Origin of the sequence: Streptomyces hundungensis (genome assembly GCF_003627815.1) — a bacterium.
GTDB lineage: Bacteria > Actinomycetota > Actinomycetes > Streptomycetales > Streptomycetaceae > Streptomyces > Streptomyces hundungensis_A.
The window spans coordinates 3,635,566-3,656,418 of the sequence record NZ_CP032698.1 but is presented as its reverse complement, the minus strand read 5'-3'; the positions used below and the strand labels follow the sequence as shown (position 1 = coordinate 3,656,418).

Sequence of the window (20,853 nt, the reverse complement as noted above, 5' to 3'; positions counted from 1 at the left end):
CGCCCAGCGATCCTTCTCCGGTTCTGGGTCGCACGTGCCGAAAAAGCCCCGTGAGCGGTGGCTCGATCCGGCCCGGCGACCGAGTTTCGGCCCCGTCGGCTGGGTTCCGCTCGATCCTCGACAGGGTCGCAGATCGTCATGAATTGATGTAGGTCAACACCGCGAGTACGCGACGGTGATCCCCGTCACTCGGCGAGAGTCCCAGCTTCAGGAAGATGTTGCTCACGTGCTTCTCGACGGCGCCGTCGCTGACGACGAGCTGCTTGGCGATCGCCGAGTTCGTCCGCCCCTCCGCCATCAGCCCCAGCACCTCCCGCTCACGCGGGGTCAGATTGGCCAGGACGTCCTGCTTGCGGCTGCGTCCCAGGAGCTGGGCCACGACCTCGGGGTCCAGGGCGGTGCCGCCCTGGGCGACCCGCACCACGGCCTCGACGAACTCCCGCACCTCCGCGACCCGGTCCTTGAGCAGATAGCCCACGCCCCGGCTCGACCCGGCCAGCAGCTCGGTCGCGTACTGCTCCTCGACGTACTGGCTGAGCACCAGGACGCCGATCCCCGGATACAGGGCGCGCAAGTGCACCGCCGCGCGCACGCCCTCGTCGGTGTGGGTCGGCGGCATCCGCACGTCCGCCACCACGACATCGGGCAGCGCGCCCTGGTCGGCGAGCTCCCCCACGGTCTTGACGAGCGCCACCCCGTCGCCGACTCCCGCGACGACGTCGTGGCCCCGGTCGGTCAGCAGCCGGGTCAGGCCCTCCCGAAGCAGTACCGAATCCTCGGCGATGACCACCCGCACCCTGTCCTCCACGACTCTGTAGCCCCCTGGGCCTCGTTGCTCCTCAGGCGCGCACCCGTCGGGCGCGTGCCCCACAGCTCTGCGCAAGCCATGGCGTTGTGCCGATCCAGCATCTCAGCATCCGGCCGGGAATCCGCGTCCGCCAGGCAAAATCCCCCCGACCCCGGGGGTACGGGGGCGAGGGGTGAAGGGGTCGGCGCGAGCACCGCGTGGTGGGGGCGCGACGCACCCGGGCGGGGGGGCCGTCAGGAAGGGGAGGGGCTTCGCCGTGCGGCCGTAAGGGCTAGGCGCGCCACGGCAGTTCGGCCGTGATCGTGGTGGGGCCGCCGGGCGGGGAGTCGACGGCGAGGATTCCGTCCACCGCGTCCAGACGCTCGGCGAGCCCCGCGAGACCCGACCCCGCCGCCGCGTCCGCGCCGCCGCGCCCGTTGTCGGCGACCTGGAGCATCAGCCGGTCGCCGGACCGCCACACATCCACGGTGGCCCGGCTCGCGCCGCTGTGCTTGCTGACGTTCTGGAGGAGTTCGGAGACGGTGAAGTACGCGATGCCCTCGATGGCCGGGACCGGGCGGGCCGGCAGGTCCACCTCCACCTGCACCGGGACCGTGCAGCGCGATGCGACGGAGGACAGGGCCGCGTCCAGGCCGCGGTCGGTGAGGACCGCCGGGTGGATGCCGCGGGCCAGATCGCGCAGCTCCTGGAGGGCGACCTTCACCTCGCCGTGCGCCTCGCCCACCATCCGCGCCGCCGCCTGCGGATCCTCGGTCAGCTTCTCCTTCGCCAGACCCAGGTCCATGGCGAGGGCCACCAGACGGGCCTGCGCGCCGTCGTGCAGATCGCGCTCGATGCGCCGCAGGTCGGCCGCCGAGGTGTCCACCACGACCCCCCGGTCCGACTCCAGCTCGGTGACCCGCTCCTCAAGACGCGACGGGCTGAGCAGCCCCACCACCATCAGCCGGTCCACCGCGGCGAAACCGCGGATCAGCCACGGCGTGACCAGCGTGATGAGCAGGCCCGCCGCAGAGGTCAGGGCGATCTCGCCCGGCGCGTCCAGATAGACCCGGTGGTGGTCGTCCCCGTAGAGCTGGAGGCCGGCCTGGCCCGCGTACATGGGGAAGACCCACCGCCACAGCGGATACGTGAAGAGCGCCCAGCCCGTCGTCCAGAGCGTCAGCGTCGTGCAGAAGGCGGCGATCGCCCACGGGAAGTGGATCACCGAGTACAGCAGGTGGCGCCAGGAGACGCCGCTCTTGAGGACCCCGCCGATCCACGGCATCAGACCGCCGCGCGAGCGCACCGGCCGCGGCTCGGCGATGTCGACCCCGAGCAGCGCCCGCGCCCGGGCCCGCTCCATCACGCCGAACGCCCGGCAGCCCATCAGGGTCACCGCCATCAGCGGGATGCCGATGAAGGTGACAAGGAGACCGGCGCTCAGCGACACCGCGGTCACCGCCCAGCAGAACAGCACGATGCTGATCGGCAGGCTGAGCAGCAGATACCCGAACTCGCGGAAGGTGCGGCCCTCCAACGGCGCGCGCAGCACCGGCGGAACCAGGTGTCGCCGCGGCCCCGCCGACCGCGCCACGCCGTACCCGTGATCGGTGTCCATGCTCATCGCCCTGTCCGTCCCTCGCGTCGATGCGCGGCCCTCGTGGTTGCGAGCCGCCCCCTGTGAACACCAGCTTGGCCTGTGCGGCCGCCCCCGACCATGCGGCCGGTCACCCTCTTCGACCGGGGGTTTTCCCTACCCCCCGGCGCCCTGTCACTCCTGGGGACCCCGGTCGCGCCACGGCAGTTCGGCCGTGACGACGGTCGGGCCGCCGACCGGCGAATCGAGCACGAGCAGCCCGTCCACCGCGCCGAGGCGCTCGGCCAGACCCGCCATGCCGGTCCCGCGGTCGAGGCGCGCGCCGCCCGCGCCGTCGTCCTCGACCTGGATCAGCAGCCGGTCCGCACTGCGCCACACCTCGACCGAGGCGGCCCGCGCCCGGCTGTGCTTGCTGACGTTCTGGAGGAGCTCCGAGACGGTGAAGTACGCGATGCCCTCGATGGCCGGGGCGGGCCGCCCCGGCAGGTCGACCGCGACCTTCACCGGGACGGTGCAACGGGAGGCGACCGAGGACAGGGCCGCGTCCAGGCCCCGGTCGGTGAGGACCGCCGGGTGGATGCCGCGGGCCAGGTCGCGCAGCTCCTGGAGGGCCAGCTTCACCTCGCCGTGCGCCTCGTCGACCATCGCGGCCGCCGTGTCCGGGTCCTCCAGGAGCTTCTCCTTGGCGAGGCCGAGGCCCATGGCGAGGGCCACCAGACGGGCCTGCGCACCGTCGTGCAGATCGCGCTCGATGCGCCGCAGATCGGCGGCGGCGGTGTCGACGACCACACCCCGGTCGGACTCCAGCTCCGCGATCCGCCGCTCCAAGCTGTCGGAGGGCGACAGCAGCGCACGGACCATCACGCGGTCGGCGTTGGTGAGACCCCGCGCGATGAAGCCGAGCACCGGCCACGCCAGGAAGAGGGAGAGCAGGGTGACCGTGAAGGTGAGGATCCCCCAGGGCAGCCGTACGAACTCGTACAGCACATTGCGCCAGGCCACCGGGTCCCGCAGGCTCGTCCACAGCCAGGGGAAGAAACCGCCGTGCTTGCTCGGGCTCGCGGGGATCGGGGTGGGCTCCTCGATCCGCACCCCCAACAGGACCCGGGCGCGGGCGCGTTCGGCCTTGCCGAGCTGGCGCGCGCCGAGCAGGCCGGTGGCGAGCAGGGGCAGACCGACCACGGTCACCGACAGGCCGACGCCGAGCACCACCATCACCACGACGTAGATGAAGCCGATCAACCCCATCGGGAAGTTGCCGAGGAGGTGCGCGACCTCCTTCCAGGTGTCCCGCTCATAGGCGAACCGCACGGCGGGCGGGTCGGCCCGCTCGTCACCGGCGGGGCCGCCCGGCTGTTCTGCTGCGTACCGCTGATGTTCGCGGAGAGTCCTGGTCATGGCGCCAAGCCTGCCGGGCCACGATCGGCGGCGCCATGGGGTGCCGCACCCTCTTGTACGGGGGAAAACCCCACCCCCGTGGCCCACACCGTGAGACACCCCCCAGCAGGGCCTAGACTCCCGTCCGTACACAGCGTCGAACAGGGCGCGACGAGATCATCGAGGCCAGGGAGCGAGGGGCGCGACGTGCCGGAACCGACCGGGCGCCAGATGCCGGTGTTGGCTGCCGACTACTTCCACAGCTATGCGGTCGTCGGCCTGCTCGCCGTGGTCGGCGTGGTGTTCGTCGCCGTGGCCTTCGGGGCCGGGCGGCTGCTGCGACCGGTCGTGCCGACGCCGGAGAAGCTCCTGACGTACGAGTGCGGCGTCGACCCGGTCGGCGAGGGCTGGGCCCACACCCAGGTCCGCTACTACGTCTACGCCTTCCTGTACGTCATCTTCGCCGTCGACTCGATCTTCCTCTTCCCCTGGGCGACCGTCTTCGCGGCGCCGGGTTACGGCGCGGCCACCCTCGTCGAGATGTTCATCTTCCTCGGCTTCCTGGCCGTGGGACTGCTCTACGCATGGAAGAAGGGCGTCCTGGAATGGACGTGACGAGCCCCGGATCCGCGTCGCAGCCCGTGCTGCTGCCCGAGCCGAAGAAGCTGGGCGTGCTCTCGCGCCTGGCCCCCGAGCCGATGAAGGTGGTCCTCAACTGGGGCCGCCGCTACAGCCTGTGGGTCTTCAACTTCGGCCTCGCCTGCTGTGCCATCGAGTTCATCGCGGCCTCCATGGCCCGCCACGACTTCATCCGGCTCGGCGTGATCCCCTTCGCGCCGGGACCGCGCCAGGCCGACCTCATGATCGTCTCCGGCACGGTGACGGACAAGATGGCGCCCGCGGTCAAGCGGCTCTACGAGCAGATGCCCGAGCCCAAGTACGTCATCTCCTTCGGCGCCTGCTCCAACTGCGGCGGCCCGTACTGGGATTCGTACTCGGTGACCAAGGGCGTGGACCAGATCATCCCGGTCGACGTGTACGTGCCCGGCTGCCCGCCCCGGCCCGAGGCGCTGCTCCAGGGCATCCTCAAGCTCCAGGAGAAGATCGCCCGCGAGTCGCTCGGCGAGCGGTACGCGAACGCGGCCACCCCGGCCCAGCTCACCAGCGGGCTGGTCGCCGCCCCGCCCACTCCCGGGGAGGGCCGGGCGTGAGTGCGTACGACAGCCTGCCCGACGGCGTCGCCGAAATCTTCGGCCCGGACGCCACGGCGGAGGAGGCCTACGGGCTGCTCACCGTCGACGTGCCCGCCGACTCCTGGATCGCCGCGCTCCTCACCGCCCGCGACTCGGTGGGCTGCACCTACTTCGACTGGCTGAGCGCGGTCGACGAACCCGGCACAGGCTTCCGGGTCTGCGCCCATGTCGTCGCGCTGGGCGAGGGCCGGGTCCGCCGTCTGCTGGTGCGCACGACCGTCCCGCACGCGGCCCCCGTGCTGCCGTCCGCCATCGACGTGTACGCGGGCGCGGCCTGGCACGAGCGCGAGACCCACGAGATGTTCGGCGTCGACTTCACCGACCACCCGCACCTGGTGCCGCTGCTCCTGCCGGAGAACTTCGAGGGCCACCCCCTGCGCAAGGACTTCGTGCTCGCCGCCCGCGTCGCCAAGGCGTGGCCCGGCGCGAAGGAGCCGGGGGAGTCGGAGCACGGCGGCCCCAAGCGCCGCCAGATGCTCCCGCCCGGCGTCCCCGACCCGAACGAATGGGGCCCCCTCAAGGGCCAGCTCCCCCCCGCCCCGGCCCGCCCGACCCGCACCCCGCGCGCGGCGGGTGCGGGTGCCGGGACCGGTGCCGCCGAACGCCCGGCGCGGCCCGCGGGCGACCGCCCGGTCCGGCGCGCCAGGAGCGTCTCGGAGGGCTCGGCTTCCCAGGCGACCCCGGGGGTCGGTACGGAGAGCGCGCCGAGCCTGGCGACCCCGGCTCCGGCGACCCCGGCTCCGGCGACCCCGGCTCCGGTGGCCCCGGTCACCCCGGAATCCCCGGTGACCCCGGCCACCCCGGCGGTCCAGGCCAGCCCAGAGGTCCCGGAAGCCCCGGTGACCCCGGCCGGCCTGGAAGGGGCGACGGCTCCGGCCGGCGCCGCGGCTCCGGAGCCCACGCCTTCGGAAGCCTCTGCCGTACGCCCCCGGCGCACCCGCACGGCAAGCGAGGGCTCGGCTTCCCAGGCGACGACCCCGGAACCCCCCGAGGGCACGGTCGCCCCTGAGGCACCTGAGGTACCCGGGGCCTCCGAGGCGTCGAACGCCCCGGCCCCTCGTCCCCGGCGGAGCCGAAGTGTGAGCGAGGGGTCCGCCTCGCAGCAGGGTGAGGGCGCGAAAGCGCAGCCCGCCGCGCCGCCCCGGACGCGTAGTTCGGACGCCCCCTGGCACAACCCCCAACCTGCCTTCGCCGACGAGGAGTCCGAGGCCGAAGACGCCCCGGATACCGGAACCGGTGCAGCCGAACCAACCGACCCCGCCGAACCAACTGACCCCGCCGGAGGCGAGCCGCGTGAATGACGCACTCGACGTCGCCCTCAGGCTGGTCGTCGTCTTCGTCGTGTTCCTGGTCCTCCCGCTCGTCGTGGGGCAGACCGAGCACAAGGTGATGGCGCACATGCAGGGCCGGCTCGGCCCGATGTACGCCGGTGGCTTTCACGGCTGGGCCCAACTCGTCGCGGACGGCGTGAAGTTCGCCCAGAAGGAGGACGTCGTACCGGCCGCCGCCGACCGCCGCATCTTCCAACTCGCGCCCGCCGTCGCCCTGTTGCCCTACCTCCTCGTCCTGGTGGCCATCCCCATCGGCCCGAGCGAGGGCGCGGTCGGCCAGGTCGTCGACGCCGGCATCTTCTTCGTGCTCGCCGTGATGGGCGTGGGCGTGCTCGGCTCGCTCATGGCGGGCTGGGCGTCGGCCAACAAGTTCTCCCTGCTCGGCGGCTTGCGCACCGCCGCCCAGCTCCTCGCGTACGAGCTGCCGATGCTGCTCGCCGCCGCCTCCGTGGCGATGGCGGCCGGCACGGTCTCGCTGCCCGGCATCCTCAACGCCTTCCACTGGTGGTGGCTGCCGTGGCAGATCGTCGGCGCGCTGGTCTTCTTCGTCGCCGGCCTCGCCGAACTCCAGCGGCCCCCCTTCGACATGCCCGTCGCCGACTCCGAGATCATCTTCGGCGCGTACACCGAGTACACGGGTCTGCGCTTCGCGCTGTTCCTGCTCGCCGAGTACGCCGGAATCGTCGTCCTGTGCGGTCTGACCACCGTCCTGTTCCTGGGCGGCTGGCACGGCCCGTGGGGCGCGGACGGTCTGGGCTGGGTGTGGACCCTGCTCAAGACGGCCGTGCTCGCCTTCGTCGTGATCTGGCTCCGGGTCAGCTACCCCCGGCTCCGCGAGGACCAGTTGCAGAAGCTCGCCTGGACCACGCTCATCCCGCTCGCCCTCGCGCAGATCGCGCTCACCGGCATCGTGAAGGTGGCGATCAGCTAATGCCCATCCCCGGTTCCGGCCTCGCCAAGGGCCTCGCCGTGACGCTCCGCACGATGACGAAGAAGACCGTCACCGCGCAGTACCCCGACGTCCAGCCCGAACTCCCGCCCCGCAGCCGGGGCGTGATCGGCCTGTTCGAGGAGAACTGCACGGTCTGCATGTTGTGCGCCCGCGAGTGCCCCGACTGGTGCATCTACATCGACTCCCACAAGGAGACGGTCCCGGCCGCCGTCGAGGGCGGCCGCGAACGCAGCCGCAACGTCCTCGACCGTTTCGCCATCGACTTCTCGCTCTGCATGTACTGCGGTATCTGCATCGAGGTGTGTCCCTTCGACGCGCTGTTCTGGTCCCCGGAGTTCGAGTACGCGGAGACGGACATCCACGAACTCACCCACGAGCGCGACAAGCTGCGCGACTGGATGTGGACGGTCCCGGCCCCGCCCGCGCTCGACCCCGGCGCCGAGGAGCCGAAGGAGTTCGCCGCCGCCCGCAAGAGCGCCGACAAACTGGCCGCCGCGCAGGCCGCCGAAGCGGCACAGGCCGCCGAAGCCGCGCAGGCCGCGCAGGCCGAGGAGGGCGCCGGGCCCACCCGCCCCGGGCAGGACCCCGGCCCTGTGCAGAACCCCGGCCCCGAGGGAGGGCAGGCGTGAGCGCGATCCTGGCCCAGGCGGCCCTCACCGCGCCCCAGGGCTTCCTGTCGCCGACCGGTGTGGAGATCGCCTTCCTGCTCGTCGGCATCGCCACCCTCGGCGCGGCCGTCATGACCGTCACGACGCAGCAGCTGGTGCACGCCGCCCTGTGGCTGGTCGTGGCGCTCGGTGGCCTCGCCGTGGAATACCTGCTGCTCACCGCCGAGTTCATCGCCTGGGTGCAGGTCCTCATCTACGTCGGTTCGATCGTGGTGCTCCTCCTGTTCGGTCTGATGCTCACCAGGGCCCCCATCGGCCGCTCCCCGGACGCCGACTCCGGCAACCGCTGGGTGGCCCTCGCGGTGGCCGTCGCCGCCGCCGGGACCCTGGTCTGGGTCGTGGTGGACGCCTTCCGCACGAGCTGGATCGAGTTCGACGGGCCCGCCCAGGGCTCCACCAAGGTGTCCGGAGAGATCCTCTTCCGGCACTGGGTGCTGCCCTTCGAGGCGCTGTCCGTGCTTCTGCTGGCCGCCCTGGTGGGTGCGATCGTGCTGTCCCGCAAGAGCGCCCCGGGCGACACCCCGGCCCTGGGCGACACCCCGGCCGCCGGCGCGCCCGGCACCGGCGCCGCCGCCCCTCGTGAGACGGAGTCGCGCTGATGCACCTCGCCTATCCCGCCGTGCTCGCCGTCCTCCTGTTCTGCGTCGGCCTCTACGGTGTGCTCGCGCGGCGCAACGCGATCCTGGTCCTGATGTCCGTCGAGCTGATGCTCAACGCGGTCAACCTCAACCTCGTCGCCTTCGACGTCTGGCTGCGTGACAGCCTCCACGCCGGCCAGGCGCTCACCCTGTTCACCATCGCCATCGCCGCCGCCGAGATCGGCATCGGCCTGGCGATCGTGCTCGCGGTGTACCGCAACCGCGGCACGGCCGACATCGACAAGCTCCGCGACACCGCCGAGGGCTCCGGCCCCGACCCGGCGGACCCCGAAGACCCCGCAGCCCCGGCACAGAAGGCTGAGGCCGCCGCGTGACCACCACGACCCTCGCCGTCCTCGTTCCCCTCCTCCCGTTCCTGGGCGCCGCGGCCGGCCTGCTGCTCGGACGCCGAGCCCCGGGCTTCGTGCGCCCCCTCGCGGTGCTGCCGACCTTCGCCGCGTTCGTGCTCGCCGTGGTCGTCGCCGTCGACCAGGGCGGCGGCAAGGCGATCGACGCGGCCACCCGGCTCACCCCGACCGGCTCCGTACCGATCGAACTCGCCCTCCACCTGGACGGGTTCGCGGCCCTGGTCGCCGTCCTGGTCGGCCTGGTCGCCACCTGCGTACAGCTCTACTCGACCGGCTATCTGCGCGACGACCCGCGCTACACCTCGTACGCCGCGCTCGTCTCCCTGTTCACCTCCGCGATGCTGCTCGTCGTCTACTCCGGCGACCTGATGGTGCTGCTGGTCGGCTGGGAGATCATGGGCATCTGCTCGTACTTCCTGGTCGGCCACTACTGGGAGACGCCCGAGGCGCGCGCCGCCTCGCTCAAGGCCTTCCTGGTCACCAAGCTCGGCGACGTCCCCTTCCTGATCGGTCTGTTCGCGCTCGCCACCGACGCCGGTACGTTCCGGATCACCGGCGTCGTCCAGGCCGCCCTCACCGGCTCCATCGCCCACCCCACCCTCATCGCGCTGCTGCTGCTCGCCGGGGTGGCCGGCAAGTCCGCCCAGTTCCCGCTGCACACCTGGCTGCCCGACGCGATGGCCGGCCCGACCCCGGTCTCCGCGTTGATCCACGCCGCGACGATGGTCGCCGCCGGCATCTACTTCGTGGCCCGGCTGCTGCCCGTCTTCGCCGCCAGCGCCGCCGCGATGACCGTGCTCGCCGTGATGGCCGCGCTGACCATGGTCGGCTCGGGCCTCGCGGCCCTTGCCCAGGACGACATCAAGCGCGTCCTCGCGTACTCCACCATCGGCCAACTCGGTTATCTGTCAGGCGCGTTGGCCGTCGGCGACCGCGGGGCCGCCGTCTTCCACCTCCTGTCGCACGGCGCCTTCAAGGCGCTGCTCTTCCTCGCCGCGGGCGTGGTCATCCACGCCGCCGGCACCAACTCGCTGACCGCCATGTCCCGCATGGGCGGCCTCGCCAAGAGGATCCCCGACGCGTACTGGACGATGACCGTCGCCCTGCTCGCGCTCGCCGCGATCCCTCCCTTCGCCGGCTTCTTCTCCAAGGAGGCCGTGCTGTCCGCCGCCGAGCACACCGCGCTCGGCGAGAGCCGGATCGCGCCGTCCGGCGCCGGCTGGATCGTGCTGATCGCCGGACTGCTCACCGCCCTCCTCACCGCCGCGTACGCGATGCGCCTGTGGCTGCTGACCTTCCGCGGCCGGGGAGCCGACGCCCCCGACCACGGCAAGCAGCCCCTCGTCATGAACGCCGTCCTGTGGGTGCTCGCCATCCCCTCCATCGGTTTCGGACTCACCACCGGCCGCCTGGGCGACTGGTTCGACGGTCAGGACCTCACCCCCTCCGTCACCACCGCCGTGCTGTCCACGGGCGTCGCCCTGGTCGGCGGGCTCGTCACCTACGCGGCCTGGCGCCACACCTCTGCGCTGGCCGCCGCCACCCCGATGGGCGCCGTCGCCGCCCACCCCGAGGGCGACGGCGGGCTCGTCGAAGAAGAGGCCATCGCCAGCCACACCCAGGTCTACGGGAGCATCGCGTCCGCCCCCGACCCGGCCGACCCGGGCCGTCTCCTGCTCGGCCCGCTGCACCGCCACGCGGCCACCGGGTTCCATCTGGACGCCGTCTACCACACCCTGTTCGTCCGCCCGGTGCTCGCGGCGGCCACCCTGGTCCGCTTCCTGGACCGCGAGGTCGTCGAGACGTACGTCAGCGGTGCGAGCGCGGTGCCGCGGCTGCTCGGGCGGGCCGTGCGCCGCGCCCAGACCGGCAATGTGCAGAGCTACCTCGGCGCGCTGCTCGCCGGCTCACTCGTCCTGGCGGCCGCCGTGGTCGTCCTTGCCAACGTCACCGCGGGGTCCTGAGCCGTGATCGATATCAGCGAGTCCGTGATGCAGTTCCTTCTGGCGTTCATCGTCGTCGGGCCTCTCGTCGGCGCGGTGGCGGCGCTGCTGCCCGCCCCGCCCGGGCTCAGGGGCAGGAGCCCCGAACAGGCCGTGCTGCGCCACGGCGTGACCGTGACCGGGGTGATCCTGCTCGCCGCGATCGTCCTCGCGCTCGGCTTCGACCACGGCCACCCGTCCACGATGCAGGCCACCACGGACATCCAGTGGATCCCGGCGCTCAACGTCCACATCCACCTCGGCACCGACGGCATCTCACTCCCCCTCCTCGTCCTGACCGCGCTGCTGACCTTCCTCTGCGCGCTGTACAGCTACTTCAAGATGCCCGCGGGCCCGTCCCCGAAGGCGTTCGTCGCGCTCCTGCTCGTCCTGGAAGCCGGCACCCTCGCCACCTTCGCCGTCCTCGATCTCGTGCTGTTCTTCCTCGCGTTCGAGACGGTGCTCATCCCGATGTACTTCCTGATCGCCCGCTGGGGCGGGGCCCAAAGGCAGGCCGCCGCCTGGAAGTTCATCCTCTACACCCTGCTCGGTTCCGTCGTCATGCTGCTCGGCCTGCTCCTCATCGGCCTGAAGGCGGGCACGTTCGACATGGTGGCACTCGCCACTGACAACGGCCGTGGGCTGACCACATCCGTGCAGGTCGTCGCCGTTCTGGCGATCGGGATCGGGCTCGCGGTCAAGACCCCGATGTTCCCGCTGCACAGCTGGCTCCCGGACGCCCACACCGCAGCCCCGACCGTCGGCTCGGTGCTGCTCGCCGGTGTGCTCCTGAAGATGGGCACCTACGGGTTCGTCCGCATCGCGCTGCCGATCGCGCCGCACGGCATGCACACCTTCGCGCCCTATCTGGCGGCCTTCGCCGTCGCCGGGATCATCTACGGTTCGCTGGCCTGTCTCGCCCTCGCCAAGCAGGGCAACAAGGGCGACCTGAAGCGGCTCATCGCGTACTCCTCCGTCGGCCACATGGGCTTCGTGCTGCTCGGCATCGCGTCGATGACCCCCACCGGCGTGAACGGCGCGCTGTTCGCCAACATCGCCCACGGCCTCATCACCGGCCTGCTGTTCTTCCTGGTCGGCGCCCTCAAGGACCGCTACGGCACCGCCGACCTCGACACCCTGGCCGGCGTGACCGGAGCCGCCCTCTACGGCCGGGCCCCGCGCCTGGGCGGCCTGCTCGCCTTCGCCGCCGTCGCCTCCCTCGGACTGCCCGGACTCGGCGGGTTCTGGGGCGAGATGCTCGCCATGTTCGGCGCCTTCCACCCGGCGGCCGGACTCAGCCGCCCCGCCTTCCTCACCTTCGTGGCGATCGCCGCCCTCGGCACCCTGCTCACCGCGGCCTATCTGCTGGTCGTGGTGCGCAGGGTCTGCATGGGCGACAAGCCGGCCGAGGGCCCCCCGCTCGCCGACGTCCAGGGGTACGAGTTCGCCGCCTGGAGCCCGCTCGTCGCGCTCACCGTCCTCGCCGGGCTCTGGCCCGCGGTCCTCCTCGGCCTCACCGACCCGGCCGTCCAGAAGCTCCTCGCAGGAGGCAAGTCGTGACCCCCGACGTCACCACCGCGGCGGCCGGCACCGCAAGCCTGGTCCAGTCCGTCGACTGGGTCGCGATCGCGCCGCCCCTGATCGCCGCGGCCGTCGCGCTCGTCGTGCTGCTCGCCGATCTGTTCCTGCCGCCCGCCCGCAAGCCGCTGCTCGGCTGGATCACCCTCGCGGGCCTGGTGGCGGCCCTTGCCGCACTCGTGCCGCTGCGCGGCGGCGGCCGCTCGACGTTCTGCCTCACCGCCAACCCCGACGCGTGCAGCTACACCGTCGACCAGTTCGCCTTCGTCATCCAGGCGCTGGTCCTGGGCGGCGCCCTGCTGACCGCACTGCTGTCGATGAGGGACACCGAGGAGAAGCTGCCGGCCGGCGAGTTCTGGTTCCTGCTGTTGTCGTCCGCGGCCGGCGCGGCCCTGCTGCCCGCCGCACGCGATCTGGCCACCCTCGTCGTCGCCCTGGAAGTCGCCTCGCTGCCCGCCTTCGCCCTGGTCGGCCTCAAGCGCGGCGACCGGCTGTCCTCCGAGGCGGCCCTGAAGTTCTTCCTGTCGTCGGTGACCGCTACCGCCGTGATGCTGCTCGGCGTCAGCTTCGTGTACGCGGCGACCGGCACCCTGCACCTCACGGAGATCGCCACCAAGCTCGCCGACGTCCCCGGCCCCCTGGACACCGTCGCCAAGACCGGCGTGGTCCTCACCCTCGTGGGCTTCGCCTTCAAGACGGCCGCGGCGCCCTTCCACTTCTGGGTGCCCGACACCTATGTGGGCGCGCCCCTGCCGGTCGCCGCCTACCTCTCCGTCGTCGGCAAGGCGGTCGGCTTCTCCGGGCTCATCCTGGTGACGGTCGTCGCCTTCCCCGCGTACGCCGACGTGTGGGGCCCGGCCCTGGCCGTGCTCGCCGCGCTCACCATGACCCTCGGCAACGCGGCGGCCCTGCGCCAGTCCCTCACGCGTGCCCACAGCGCGGTCCGGCTGCTGGCCTGGTCGTCGGTGGGACAGGCGGGCTACCTCCTGGTGCCGATCGCCGCCGCCGCGTACTCCAGCGACCACCAGGTCGGCGCGACCGTGGCGTACGCCCTGATGTACGCCGTGGTGAACCTGGGCGCGTTCGCCGTCGCCGCCCTGGTCGCGCGCGGCAAGCCGCTGAACCGCCTCGCCGACTACCGGGGCCTGTACGCCGAGCGCCCCCTGGCCGCCCTGGCGCTCGCCTTCTTCCTGCTGTGTCTGGCCGGTCTTCCGCCGGGCATCATCGGCCTGTTCGCCAAGGTCACCGTCTTCTCGGCGGCCGTCGACGCGGGGCTCGGCTGGCTCGCGGTCGTCATGGCGATCAACGTCGTCGTCGCCCTGTACTACTACCTGCGCTGGACCGCGATCCTGTTCCGGGCGCCCGAGGGGGCGCAGGAGCACTCCGGGGTGGCGCGGCCCGCGGGCGTCAGGGCCCCGGCGCCCCTCACGCTCGCCATCGCGCTCACCGCGCTCGTCGGCGTCGTCCTGTCCGGAGTGCCGCAACTGGCCCTGCACTTCGCCTCGGTGACCCTGTTCTGAGCGGCACGGTTTGATGGGGACGGTCCCGAGAGGGCAGGGTCGTAGGCGCGCGCCCGGCGGGGTGCGCGCTCACGAGGACGACACACATCAGGGAGCAGAGCGGTGCTGAGCGGGTTCAAGGACTTCATCCTGCGCGGGAACATAGTGACGATGGCCGTCGGTCTGGCCGTCGGATCGGCCTTCACCGCGGTCGTCACGGGCTTCAGCACCGCGTTCATCACCCCGCTCATCGGCCTGGCCACCCGCTCGACCGGCGACTTCAGCGCGGCGACCTTCTCTGTCGACGGCGTGACCTTCCCCTACGGAAAGTTCGTCGGCGCGGCCATCGCCTTCGTGATCACCGCGGCGGTGCTCTACTTCGTGGTCGTCGTGCCCATGATGAAGGTCCAGGCCCGCTTCGACCGGCGGGACAAGGACAAGCCGATCGACATCAAGGCCGCGCTGCGCGACTGCCCGCGCTGCTACTCCCAGATCCCCGGCATCGCGACCCGCTGCTCGCACTGCACCAGCGAGCTGGAGCCCGATCCCAAGGCGCTGGAGCTGGCCGGGCTGCCCGCCCCGCGCTGACCTGGACCCGTACGGCCCAACGCGCCCTCCAGCGCGCACAAGGGAACCAGCGTCCCCCGCCTGGCGTTGACCAGTACGGGAGAGTCCACTGGAAAGCGGAAGGACCACCCGCGAAGGGCTCCCCGCCGCACCACTTGGAGGGCGTACCGTGCACCGCCGGCACAACGGGCTGAGGACCGCGGTCCTCCTCGGAGGACTGTCCGCGCTCATCATCGTCATCGGAGGCTTCTTCGGCCGTACCGGGCTGATCGTCGCCGTTCTCGTGGCGCTGGGCACCAATGCCTACGCGTACTGGAACAGCGACAAGCTCGCCCTGCGGGCCATGCGGGCGCGCCCGGTCAGCGAGTTCGAGGCCCCGGAGCTGTACCGGATGGTCCGCGAGCTCTCCACCCAGGCCCGCCAGCCCATGCCCCGGCTCTACATCTCGCCCACGCAGGCGCCCAACGCCTTCGCGACCGGCCGCAACCCGCGCAACGCGGCGGTGTGCTGCACGGACGGGATCCTGCGCATCCTCGACGAGCGGGAGCTGAGGGGCGTGATCGGCCATGAGCTGAGCCACGTCTACAACCGGGACATCCTGATCTCCTCGGTCGCCGGCGCCCTCGCCTCGGTGATCATGTTCCTGGTCCAGTTCGCCTGGCTGATCCCGGTCGGCCGCTCCAGCGACGACGAAGGCCCGGGCCTCGTCGGCATGCTGCTGATCATGATCCTGGGCCCGGTCGCGGCCTCGGTGATCCAGCTCGCGATCAGCCGTTCCCGCGAGTACGAGGCCGACGCGTCCGGCGCCCAGCTCACCGGCGACCCGCTCGCCCTGGCCAGCGCGCTGCGCAAGCTCGACGCGGGCACCCAGCAGCTCCCGCTGCCGCCCGAGCCCCGCATCGAGACGGCCAGCCACATGATGATCGCCAATCCCTTCCGCCCCGGTCAGGGAGTCTCCAAACTGTTCTCGACCCACCCGCCCATGGGTGAACGCATCGCTCGACTCGAACGCATGGCAGGTGGCCGCCCGTGAAGACCGTCCTGAACGTCATCTGGCTGATCCTGTGCGGCTTCTGGATGTTCCTCGGCTATCTGCTCGCGGGCGTGCTGCTGTGCATCACGATCATCGGGATCCCGTTCGGCATAGCCGCGTTCCGGATCGGTGTGTACGCCCTCTGGCCGTTCGGCTACACCGTGGTCGACCGGTCCGGCGCGGGCGCGCCCTCCTGCGTCGGCAACGTCCTCTGGCTGGTCCTGGCCGGCTGGTGGCTGGCGCTCGGCCACATCGTCACGGGCATCGCCCTGTGCGTCACGATCATCGGCATTCCGCTCGGCATCGCCAACTTCAAGCTGATCCCGGTGTCGCTGCTGCCGCTCGGCAAGGAGATCGTCCGCACGGACCAGCCGTTCGCCGCGCGCTGAGCCGCCCGCGTCCCGGAGCCCACCTGACCAGGTGCGCAACCGCCCGCGCCGCCGTGGCGTCTTCCCGTACGAACCGAACGGTTGCGGGGTTACGCAATACGGCAGATGCCCCGCCGAGTGCGCACGTACGAAAGGCGGGTCCCCGGCATGGGCATCCTCAGCTGGATCATCCTCGGCCTGCTCGCCGGAGCCATCGCCAAGATCCTGCTCCCCGGTCGCGACCCGGGCGGCCTGATCGGCACCACTCTCATCGGCGTCGCGGGGGCGTTCGTCGGCGGCTGGATATCGGCCCGCTGGCTGGACCGCCCGATCGCCAACCACTTCTACGACGGGGCCACTTGGGGCGCGGCGATCGGCGGCTCGCTCGTCCTGCTGATCATCTACCGCATCCTGTTCGGCCATTCCCGCAGCCGCTGACCAACAGGCCGTACCGGCAAGGCGGTTGACGGCCCTAGGTGTCGGTACCGAGTCCGGTCTCACGCAGGGTGATGTTCAGCCGGCCACGGGCCAGCCCGGCCTCCGGATCGCCCGTCCCCGGCACCACCTTGGGGACGCCGTGGTAGGCGAACCGGGAGGGCCCGCCGAAGACGAACAGGTCGCCCGAGACCAACTCGACGTCCGTGTAGGGCCGTCCGCGGTGCTCGGCGTTGCCGAAGCGGAACACACAGCTGTCACCGATGCTGAACGAGACCACGGGCGCCGGCGAGCGCTCGTCCTTGTCCTGGTGCAGGCCCATCTTGGCGGCGCCGTCATAGAAGTTGATGAGGGCGGTGTCGGGGGAGTAGCTGGCGGCCGCGTCCGCGTCGCCGTACGCGGCGGCCAGCGCGGCGCGCCCCAACGCGCCGAGCCACTCCGGGAACGGGGCCACGGGAAGCCCGTTCACGTCCGAGGCGACGCGGGTGTAGCGATAGGGCTGCCAGTGCCAACCGACGCACACCGACCGCACGGACATCACGCCGCCGCCCGGCAGCACCGTGTGGCGGATCGGCACGGGCCCGCGCGCCCACTCCCGGCAGGCGGTGACGAGCTCGCGCCGACGCTCCGGCGAGAGCCAGCCCGGCAGGTGCACCGCGCCCGGCGCGACCTCGACCCGCGCGGGCCGGGGCAGCCGGAACAGGCCCTCACTCACGGCGCGAGGGCGCCTTCGAGTCCGAGCAGCACCTGCTTGCGCTCCAGACCGCCGGCATAGCCCTTCAGGGAACCGTCGGAGCCGATCACGCGGTGGCAGGGCCGCACCACGAGCAGCGGATTGCGCCCGATCGCGGTGCCTACGGCCCGCACCTTCACTGAGGTGGCGCCGATCCGCCGGGCGATCTCACCGTACGAGACGGTTGTCCCGTACCCGATGGCGTCGATCTCGGCCCAGACCTGGCGCTGAAAAGCGGTGCCGGGGGTGTCGGGCGCGTACGCGATGTCGAAACGGTTCAGCTCACCGGCGAAGTACGCCCCGAGCTGCGCCGCGATCCCGGCGAACGCCCCGGGCGCCCGCCGCCAGCCGTCCTGGACGACCGCACCGCCCTTCTGCCCCGGCACCGAGAGCGAGACCAACGCGGTCCCGCCCGGCACGCCGGGCGCCTCCTCCCCGACGAGCAGCAACTCACCCAGGGGACTGTCGAGGGTCGCGTAGAGCGTCATCGCACCTTTCCTTCCTTGCGTACGACACCGAGTCTGCGACCCTCGCTCCCACGACGCTGGCGGAAATCGGACAGGACGTCCGGGGGGCTCGCGAGGGGGTCAGCGGTAGTTCACGAACTGGATCGCGAAGTCGAAGTCCTTGCCCTTGAGCAGGGCCTGGACGGCCTGGAGGTCATCGCGGCTCTTGGAGGAGACGCGGAGCTCGTCGCCCTGCACCTGCGCCTTGACGCCCTTGGGGCCCTCGTCGCGGATGACCTTGGCGACCTTCTTGGCGTTCTCCTGGGAGATGCCCTCCTCGATGGAGGCGAAGATCTTGTACTCCTTGCCGGAGAGCTGCGGCTCGCCCGCGTCCAGCGACTTCAGCGAGATGCCCCGCTTGACCAGCTTGGTCTCGAAGGCGTCGAGGATCGCCTTGACCCGCTCCTCGCCGTTCGCCTGCATCAGGATCTTCTCGCCGGACCACGAGATCGAGGCGTCCGTGCCCTTGAAGTCGTAGCGCTGCGAGATCTCCTTCGCGGCCTGGTTGAGGGCGTTGTCGACCTCCTGCCGCTCGACCTTCGAGACGATGTCGAAACTGGAGTCGGCCATGTCCTGTGGCTCCTTGGTTCGGGGTGTGTGTCGGGGTGCGCCGGGCCTGCGGCCGAGCGCGCGGCGACCCGGCCCCACTGCCGAACCACCGCCCCAAAGCCTAGTCACCCGCCGCCCGGCACAGCGCTGATCAATGGGGTGGCGAACCACCCCTGGGCATCGGGTATCGTTTACGTCGTTGCCACGGAGCACCGCCGAAAAGCGGGAATCCACCGGCGACATCCCATGGCGGTGTGCCCGAGTGGCCAATGGGAACGGACTGTAAATCCGTCGGCTCTGCCTACCCAGGTTCGAATCCTGGCGCCGCCACACTGGGTGAAACCCCCGGTGACCTGAGAAGGTCACCGGGGGTTTCTGCGTTGGGCCGAGCCTTTCGGCGGAGCCGCGCGCGCGGCGGCGGCTCAGTTGCCCGCCACGCCCTTGACCGCGACCGTCACCGGCGTCGAGCCGCTGATCAGTTCCAGGGTCAGGCCCGCTGTGGCGGGGGTGTCGACGAGTTCGGCCAGGACCGCGGCCACGTCGTCGCGCGGGATGGTGCCGCGGCCGGTCGAGGCGGCCAGGGTGACCAGGCCCTTGCCCGCGTCGTCGGTCAGCATTCCGGGACGCAGGACCGTCCAGTCCAGGCCCGTGCGGGAGCGTACGGCGTCGTCGGCGGCGCCCTTGGCGCGCAGATAGTCGTCGAAGACCTCGTCGCCCCGGTGGGCGCTGTCCGCGCCCATGGACGACACGATGACGTACCGGCGCACCCCCGCCCGTTCCGCCGCGTCCGCGAGCAGGACGGCCGCCGCCCGGTCCACGGTCTCCTTGCGGGAGGCGTCGCTGCCCGGGCCCGCGCCCGCCGCGAACACCACCGCGTCGGCGGCCCGGAGCACCTCGGCGACGGCGTCCACCGTCGCGGACTCCAGGTCCAGGACCACCGGCTCCGCGCCGGCCCTTCTCAGATCGTCCGCCTGTTCCGGCTTGCGGATGATGCCCGCGACCTCGTCGCCCCGCGCCGCCAGCAGGCGTTCGAGGCGCAGCGCGATCTGACCATGACCTCCAGCGATGACAATGCGCATGGTCACGACGGTACGCGGAGATGGAGCCGCGCGCCGGTGCAGCGGCGGCGCACCGGTCAGCCGGGCTCGCCGCGGCCGTGCTCGGAGCGGCCCTGGCGCGGCAGGTCGAGGGCGACCGCCGCGGCCGAGTCGCAGTACTCGCGCACCGCGCTCGTGCGGGCCACCACCCGGCCCCGGTGGACGACGATGCGGCTGTAGGCGAGCGAGAGGACACCCGCGATGCGCTCGCCGCGCACCGCGAGGAGTTCGGCCGGGAAGCCCGCCTCGACGCGTACCTCGGGAAGGCCCATGGACTGCCGTGCCACCGTGCTGATCGCGGCGTACGCGTCCTCGGGGCGCAGGCCGGCCTGGGAGGCGAGCAGGTAGGCGGCCTCCAGGGGGTCGCCCCGGCCGACCGGATTGGCGACGTCGCGCAACGCGCCGCTCCCGGCGGCCAGTCGCACCCCGGCGGCCCTCAACAGGCGTACCGGGGCGGCCCCTTGACGATCCGTCATGCCGCAGCCACCCTGGGGCAGACAGGTCACCGTGACCCCGGCGGAGGCGAGTTGGTCGGCGGCGCGGGCCGCGGTGTCGCGCGGAAGGCGGGACAGGCCGCCGCACGGGCCGATCGTGACGCCGGGTCGCAGGCCCCCGGACATCGCCGCGAGCCGGGCCACGCGGGCCGGGTCGGCGCCGTCGGTGTGCAGGTCGACCGCGCAGCCGTGCTCGGCGGCGAGTTCCAGGACGGCCTCCGCGTAGCCCGCCGGATCGGCGTCCAGATCGGGGCAGCCGCCCACCACGGAGGCGCCCATCTTGACCGCGTCGCGCAGCATGGCGAGCCCGTCCGCGCCGGCCACCCCGGTCAGCAGCCGCGGCACGGCGACCACGGCGAGCTCGGTGAGGCCGCGCAGGGAGCGCCGGGTCTGGAGCACGGCCTCCAGCGGATCGAGCCCGCCGACCTCATCGATGCGTACGTGCGAACGCAGCGCCGTGGCGCCGTGGCCGAGCTGGAGCAGGGCGGCCTCGGTGGCCCGGCGCTGGACCTCCTCGACGGCGTACGAGACCGGGCCCTCCGCGCTGAAGGCGGTCAGGGCGGTGTCGCTGTGGGCGTGCGGCTCGACCGGGGCAGGCAGCAGCAGGAAGCCGTTCAGGTCGACGCGGGAGGCGCCCTGCGCGGCGAGGCTGCCCACGGTGCCCACCGCCTCGATGCGGCCGCCGCCGAGCCGCACGTCCACGGTGCGCCCGTCGGCGAGCCTGGCTCCACACAGCAACAGTGACGATCCGGAGGTGGGGTCTGGGCCTTCGCCGGTGCCGGGGGAGTGGGCCGGCTGCTGGTGGCTGTCGGACATCGCGCTCCTGATCGGGCTCGGGTGATCGGGCTCGGGCGGGCATGATCACGCAGCGTGAGGCGAGCCTAGGGGCGGCCCCCGCGCGCATCGAGGAGGAGCGAAATAGTCATACCGGTGTGGCCCTGAGTGGCCTACGGGACCGTTGTGACGGCCCCTGGGGAGACCGCTGGTGGGGCGGCACGAAACGGATTTGGGCGATCGGCGAGAGAGCGTGTAATGTCTTCC

At 72.0% G+C, this 20,853-nt stretch carries 22 protein-coding genes and 1 tRNA gene; 15 read left to right on the top strand and 8 right to left on the bottom strand.

Annotated elements, in window-relative coordinates; translation table 11 throughout:
• Positions 1 to 136: 136 nt before the first annotated feature.
• The 3 genes from DWB77_RS16235 to DWB77_RS16225 all read right to left on the bottom strand — a co-directional run bounded on the left by DWB77_RS16235 (position 137) and on the right by DWB77_RS16225 (position 3,782).
• On the bottom strand, positions 137 to 796 hold the full coding sequence (locus DWB77_RS16235) for a response regulator transcription factor (protein WP_162952752.1): 660 nt from the start codon (positions 794 to 796) through the stop codon (positions 137 to 139).
• Between the two features lie 283 nt (positions 797 to 1,079).
• Entirely contained in the window at positions 1,080 to 2,405 is a 1,326-nt protein-coding gene (locus DWB77_RS16230; protein WP_120727854.1) for a sensor histidine kinase, read from the bottom strand.
• A gap of 153 nt (positions 2,406 to 2,558) precedes the next feature.
• Positions 2,559 to 3,782 carry a sensor histidine kinase gene (locus tag DWB77_RS16225; RefSeq protein ID WP_120721941.1) on the bottom strand — a complete coding sequence of 408 codons (1,224 nt, stop codon included), beginning with the start codon at positions 3,780 to 3,782 and terminating at the stop codon, positions 2,559 to 2,561.
• 210 nt (positions 3,783 to 3,992) lie between these two features.
• Here DWB77_RS16225 and DWB77_RS16220 point away from each other — a divergent pair, with 210 nt between their 5' ends.
• From DWB77_RS16220 to DWB77_RS16155, 14 genes are all read left to right on the top strand, one after another.
• Positions 3,993 to 4,376, top strand: coding sequence for an NADH-quinone oxidoreductase subunit A (locus tag DWB77_RS16220; RefSeq protein WP_120727851.1), 384 nt, complete (start codon positions 3,993 to 3,995; stop codon positions 4,374 to 4,376).
• Positions 4,367 to 4,972 (top strand): NADH-quinone oxidoreductase subunit B, encoded by a 606-nt coding sequence (locus DWB77_RS16215; protein ID WP_120721940.1) that lies wholly within the window; start codon positions 4,367 to 4,369, stop codon positions 4,970 to 4,972. The genes DWB77_RS16220 and DWB77_RS16215 overlap by 10 nt, the downstream gene beginning before the upstream one ends.
• On the top strand, positions 4,969 to 6,315 hold the full coding sequence (locus DWB77_RS16210; protein WP_120721939.1) for an NADH-quinone oxidoreductase subunit C: 1,347 nt from the start codon (positions 4,969 to 4,971) through the stop codon (positions 6,313 to 6,315). The genes DWB77_RS16215 and DWB77_RS16210 overlap by 4 nt, the downstream gene beginning before the upstream one ends.
• Positions 6,308 to 7,276 (top strand): complex I subunit 1/NuoH family protein, encoded by a 969-nt coding sequence (locus DWB77_RS16205; RefSeq protein WP_120727850.1) that lies wholly within the window; start codon positions 6,308 to 6,310, stop codon positions 7,274 to 7,276. Before DWB77_RS16210 ends, DWB77_RS16205 begins: the two co-directional genes overlap by 8 nt.
• Positions 7,276 to 7,926 carry a NuoI/complex I 23 kDa subunit family protein gene (locus DWB77_RS16200; protein WP_120721938.1) on the top strand — a complete coding sequence of 217 codons (651 nt, stop codon included), beginning with the start codon at positions 7,276 to 7,278 and terminating at the stop codon, positions 7,924 to 7,926. Before DWB77_RS16205 ends, DWB77_RS16200 begins: the two co-directional genes overlap by 1 nt.
• Positions 7,923 to 8,564 (top strand): NADH-quinone oxidoreductase subunit J family protein, encoded by a 642-nt coding sequence (locus DWB77_RS16195; RefSeq protein ID WP_174248562.1) that lies wholly within the window; start codon positions 7,923 to 7,925, stop codon positions 8,562 to 8,564. The genes DWB77_RS16200 and DWB77_RS16195 overlap by 4 nt, the downstream gene beginning before the upstream one ends.
• Positions 8,564 to 8,938: an NADH-quinone oxidoreductase subunit NuoK gene (gene nuoK / locus DWB77_RS16190; protein WP_120721937.1), complete on the top strand. Its 375-nt coding sequence runs from the start codon at positions 8,564 to 8,566 to the stop codon at positions 8,936 to 8,938. Before DWB77_RS16195 ends, nuoK begins: the two co-directional genes overlap by 1 nt.
• Entirely contained in the window at positions 8,935 to 10,935 is a 2,001-nt protein-coding gene (locus tag DWB77_RS16185; RefSeq protein ID WP_120721936.1) for an NADH-quinone oxidoreductase subunit 5 family protein, read from the top strand. The genes nuoK and DWB77_RS16185 overlap by 4 nt, the downstream gene beginning before the upstream one ends.
• Before the next feature lie 3 nt (positions 10,936 to 10,938).
• The gene (locus DWB77_RS16180) at positions 10,939 to 12,513 is read left to right on the top strand and encodes a complex I subunit 4 family protein (protein ID WP_120721935.1); all 1,575 of its coding nucleotides are present in this window, start codon (positions 10,939 to 10,941) and stop codon (positions 12,511 to 12,513) included.
• Positions 12,510 to 14,051 (top strand): NADH-quinone oxidoreductase subunit N, encoded by a 1,542-nt coding sequence (locus DWB77_RS16175; RefSeq protein ID WP_120721934.1) that lies wholly within the window; start codon positions 12,510 to 12,512, stop codon positions 14,049 to 14,051. The genes DWB77_RS16180 and DWB77_RS16175 overlap by 4 nt, the downstream gene beginning before the upstream one ends.
• Positions 14,052 to 14,153: 102 nt before the next feature.
• Positions 14,154 to 14,618, top strand: coding sequence for an MscL family protein (locus tag DWB77_RS16170; protein ID WP_120721933.1), 465 nt, complete (start codon positions 14,154 to 14,156; stop codon positions 14,616 to 14,618).
• 148 nt (positions 14,619 to 14,766) lie between these two features.
• Positions 14,767 to 15,630, top strand: a complete 864-nt coding sequence (gene htpX, locus DWB77_RS16165; protein WP_120721932.1) for a zinc metalloprotease HtpX — start codon at positions 14,767 to 14,769, stop codon at positions 15,628 to 15,630.
• Positions 15,627 to 16,019 carry a YccF domain-containing protein gene (locus DWB77_RS16160; protein WP_120721931.1) on the top strand — a complete coding sequence of 131 codons (393 nt, stop codon included), beginning with the start codon at positions 15,627 to 15,629 and terminating at the stop codon, positions 16,017 to 16,019. The genes htpX and DWB77_RS16160 overlap by 4 nt, the downstream gene beginning before the upstream one ends.
• Before the next feature lie 147 nt (positions 16,020 to 16,166).
• The gene (locus tag DWB77_RS16155) at positions 16,167 to 16,436 is read left to right on the top strand and encodes a GlsB/YeaQ/YmgE family stress response membrane protein (RefSeq protein ID WP_120721930.1); all 270 of its coding nucleotides are present in this window, start codon (positions 16,167 to 16,169) and stop codon (positions 16,434 to 16,436) included.
• A 34-nt stretch (positions 16,437 to 16,470) separates the two neighbouring features.
• On the opposite strand, the gene DWB77_RS16150 is transcribed toward DWB77_RS16155, so the two are convergent.
• From DWB77_RS16150 to DWB77_RS16140, 3 genes are all read right to left on the bottom strand, one after another.
• Entirely contained in the window at positions 16,471 to 17,148 is a 678-nt protein-coding gene (locus DWB77_RS16150; RefSeq protein ID WP_246033542.1) for an alpha-ketoglutarate-dependent dioxygenase AlkB family protein, read from the bottom strand.
• Complete coding sequence (locus DWB77_RS16145; RefSeq protein ID WP_120721929.1) at positions 17,145 to 17,654, bottom strand: methylated-DNA--[protein]-cysteine S-methyltransferase; 510 nt, start codon at positions 17,652 to 17,654, stop codon at positions 17,145 to 17,147. The genes DWB77_RS16150 and DWB77_RS16145 overlap by 4 nt, the downstream gene beginning before the upstream one ends.
• A gap of 99 nt (positions 17,655 to 17,753) precedes the next feature.
• Positions 17,754 to 18,242, bottom strand: coding sequence for a YajQ family cyclic di-GMP-binding protein (locus DWB77_RS16140; protein WP_120721928.1), 489 nt, complete (start codon positions 18,240 to 18,242; stop codon positions 17,754 to 17,756).
• A 227-nt stretch (positions 18,243 to 18,469) separates the two neighbouring features.
• Between DWB77_RS16140 and DWB77_RS16135 the strand changes: the two genes are divergently transcribed.
• A tRNA-Tyr gene (locus DWB77_RS16135) sits at positions 18,470 to 18,551 on the top strand.
• Positions 18,552 to 18,643: 92 nt separating this feature from the next.
• Here DWB77_RS16135 and DWB77_RS16130 read toward each other — a convergent pair.
• Together DWB77_RS16130 and DWB77_RS16125 are read right to left on the bottom strand one after the other, a co-directional pair.
• Complete coding sequence (locus tag DWB77_RS16130) at positions 18,644 to 19,300, bottom strand: SDR family oxidoreductase (protein ID WP_120727844.1); 657 nt, start codon at positions 19,298 to 19,300, stop codon at positions 18,644 to 18,646.
• A gap of 56 nt (positions 19,301 to 19,356) precedes the next feature.
• Entirely contained in the window at positions 19,357 to 20,628 is a 1,272-nt protein-coding gene (locus tag DWB77_RS16125) for an amidohydrolase family protein (RefSeq protein WP_120721927.1), read from the bottom strand.
• Between the last annotated feature and the right edge of the window lie 225 nt (positions 20,629 to 20,853).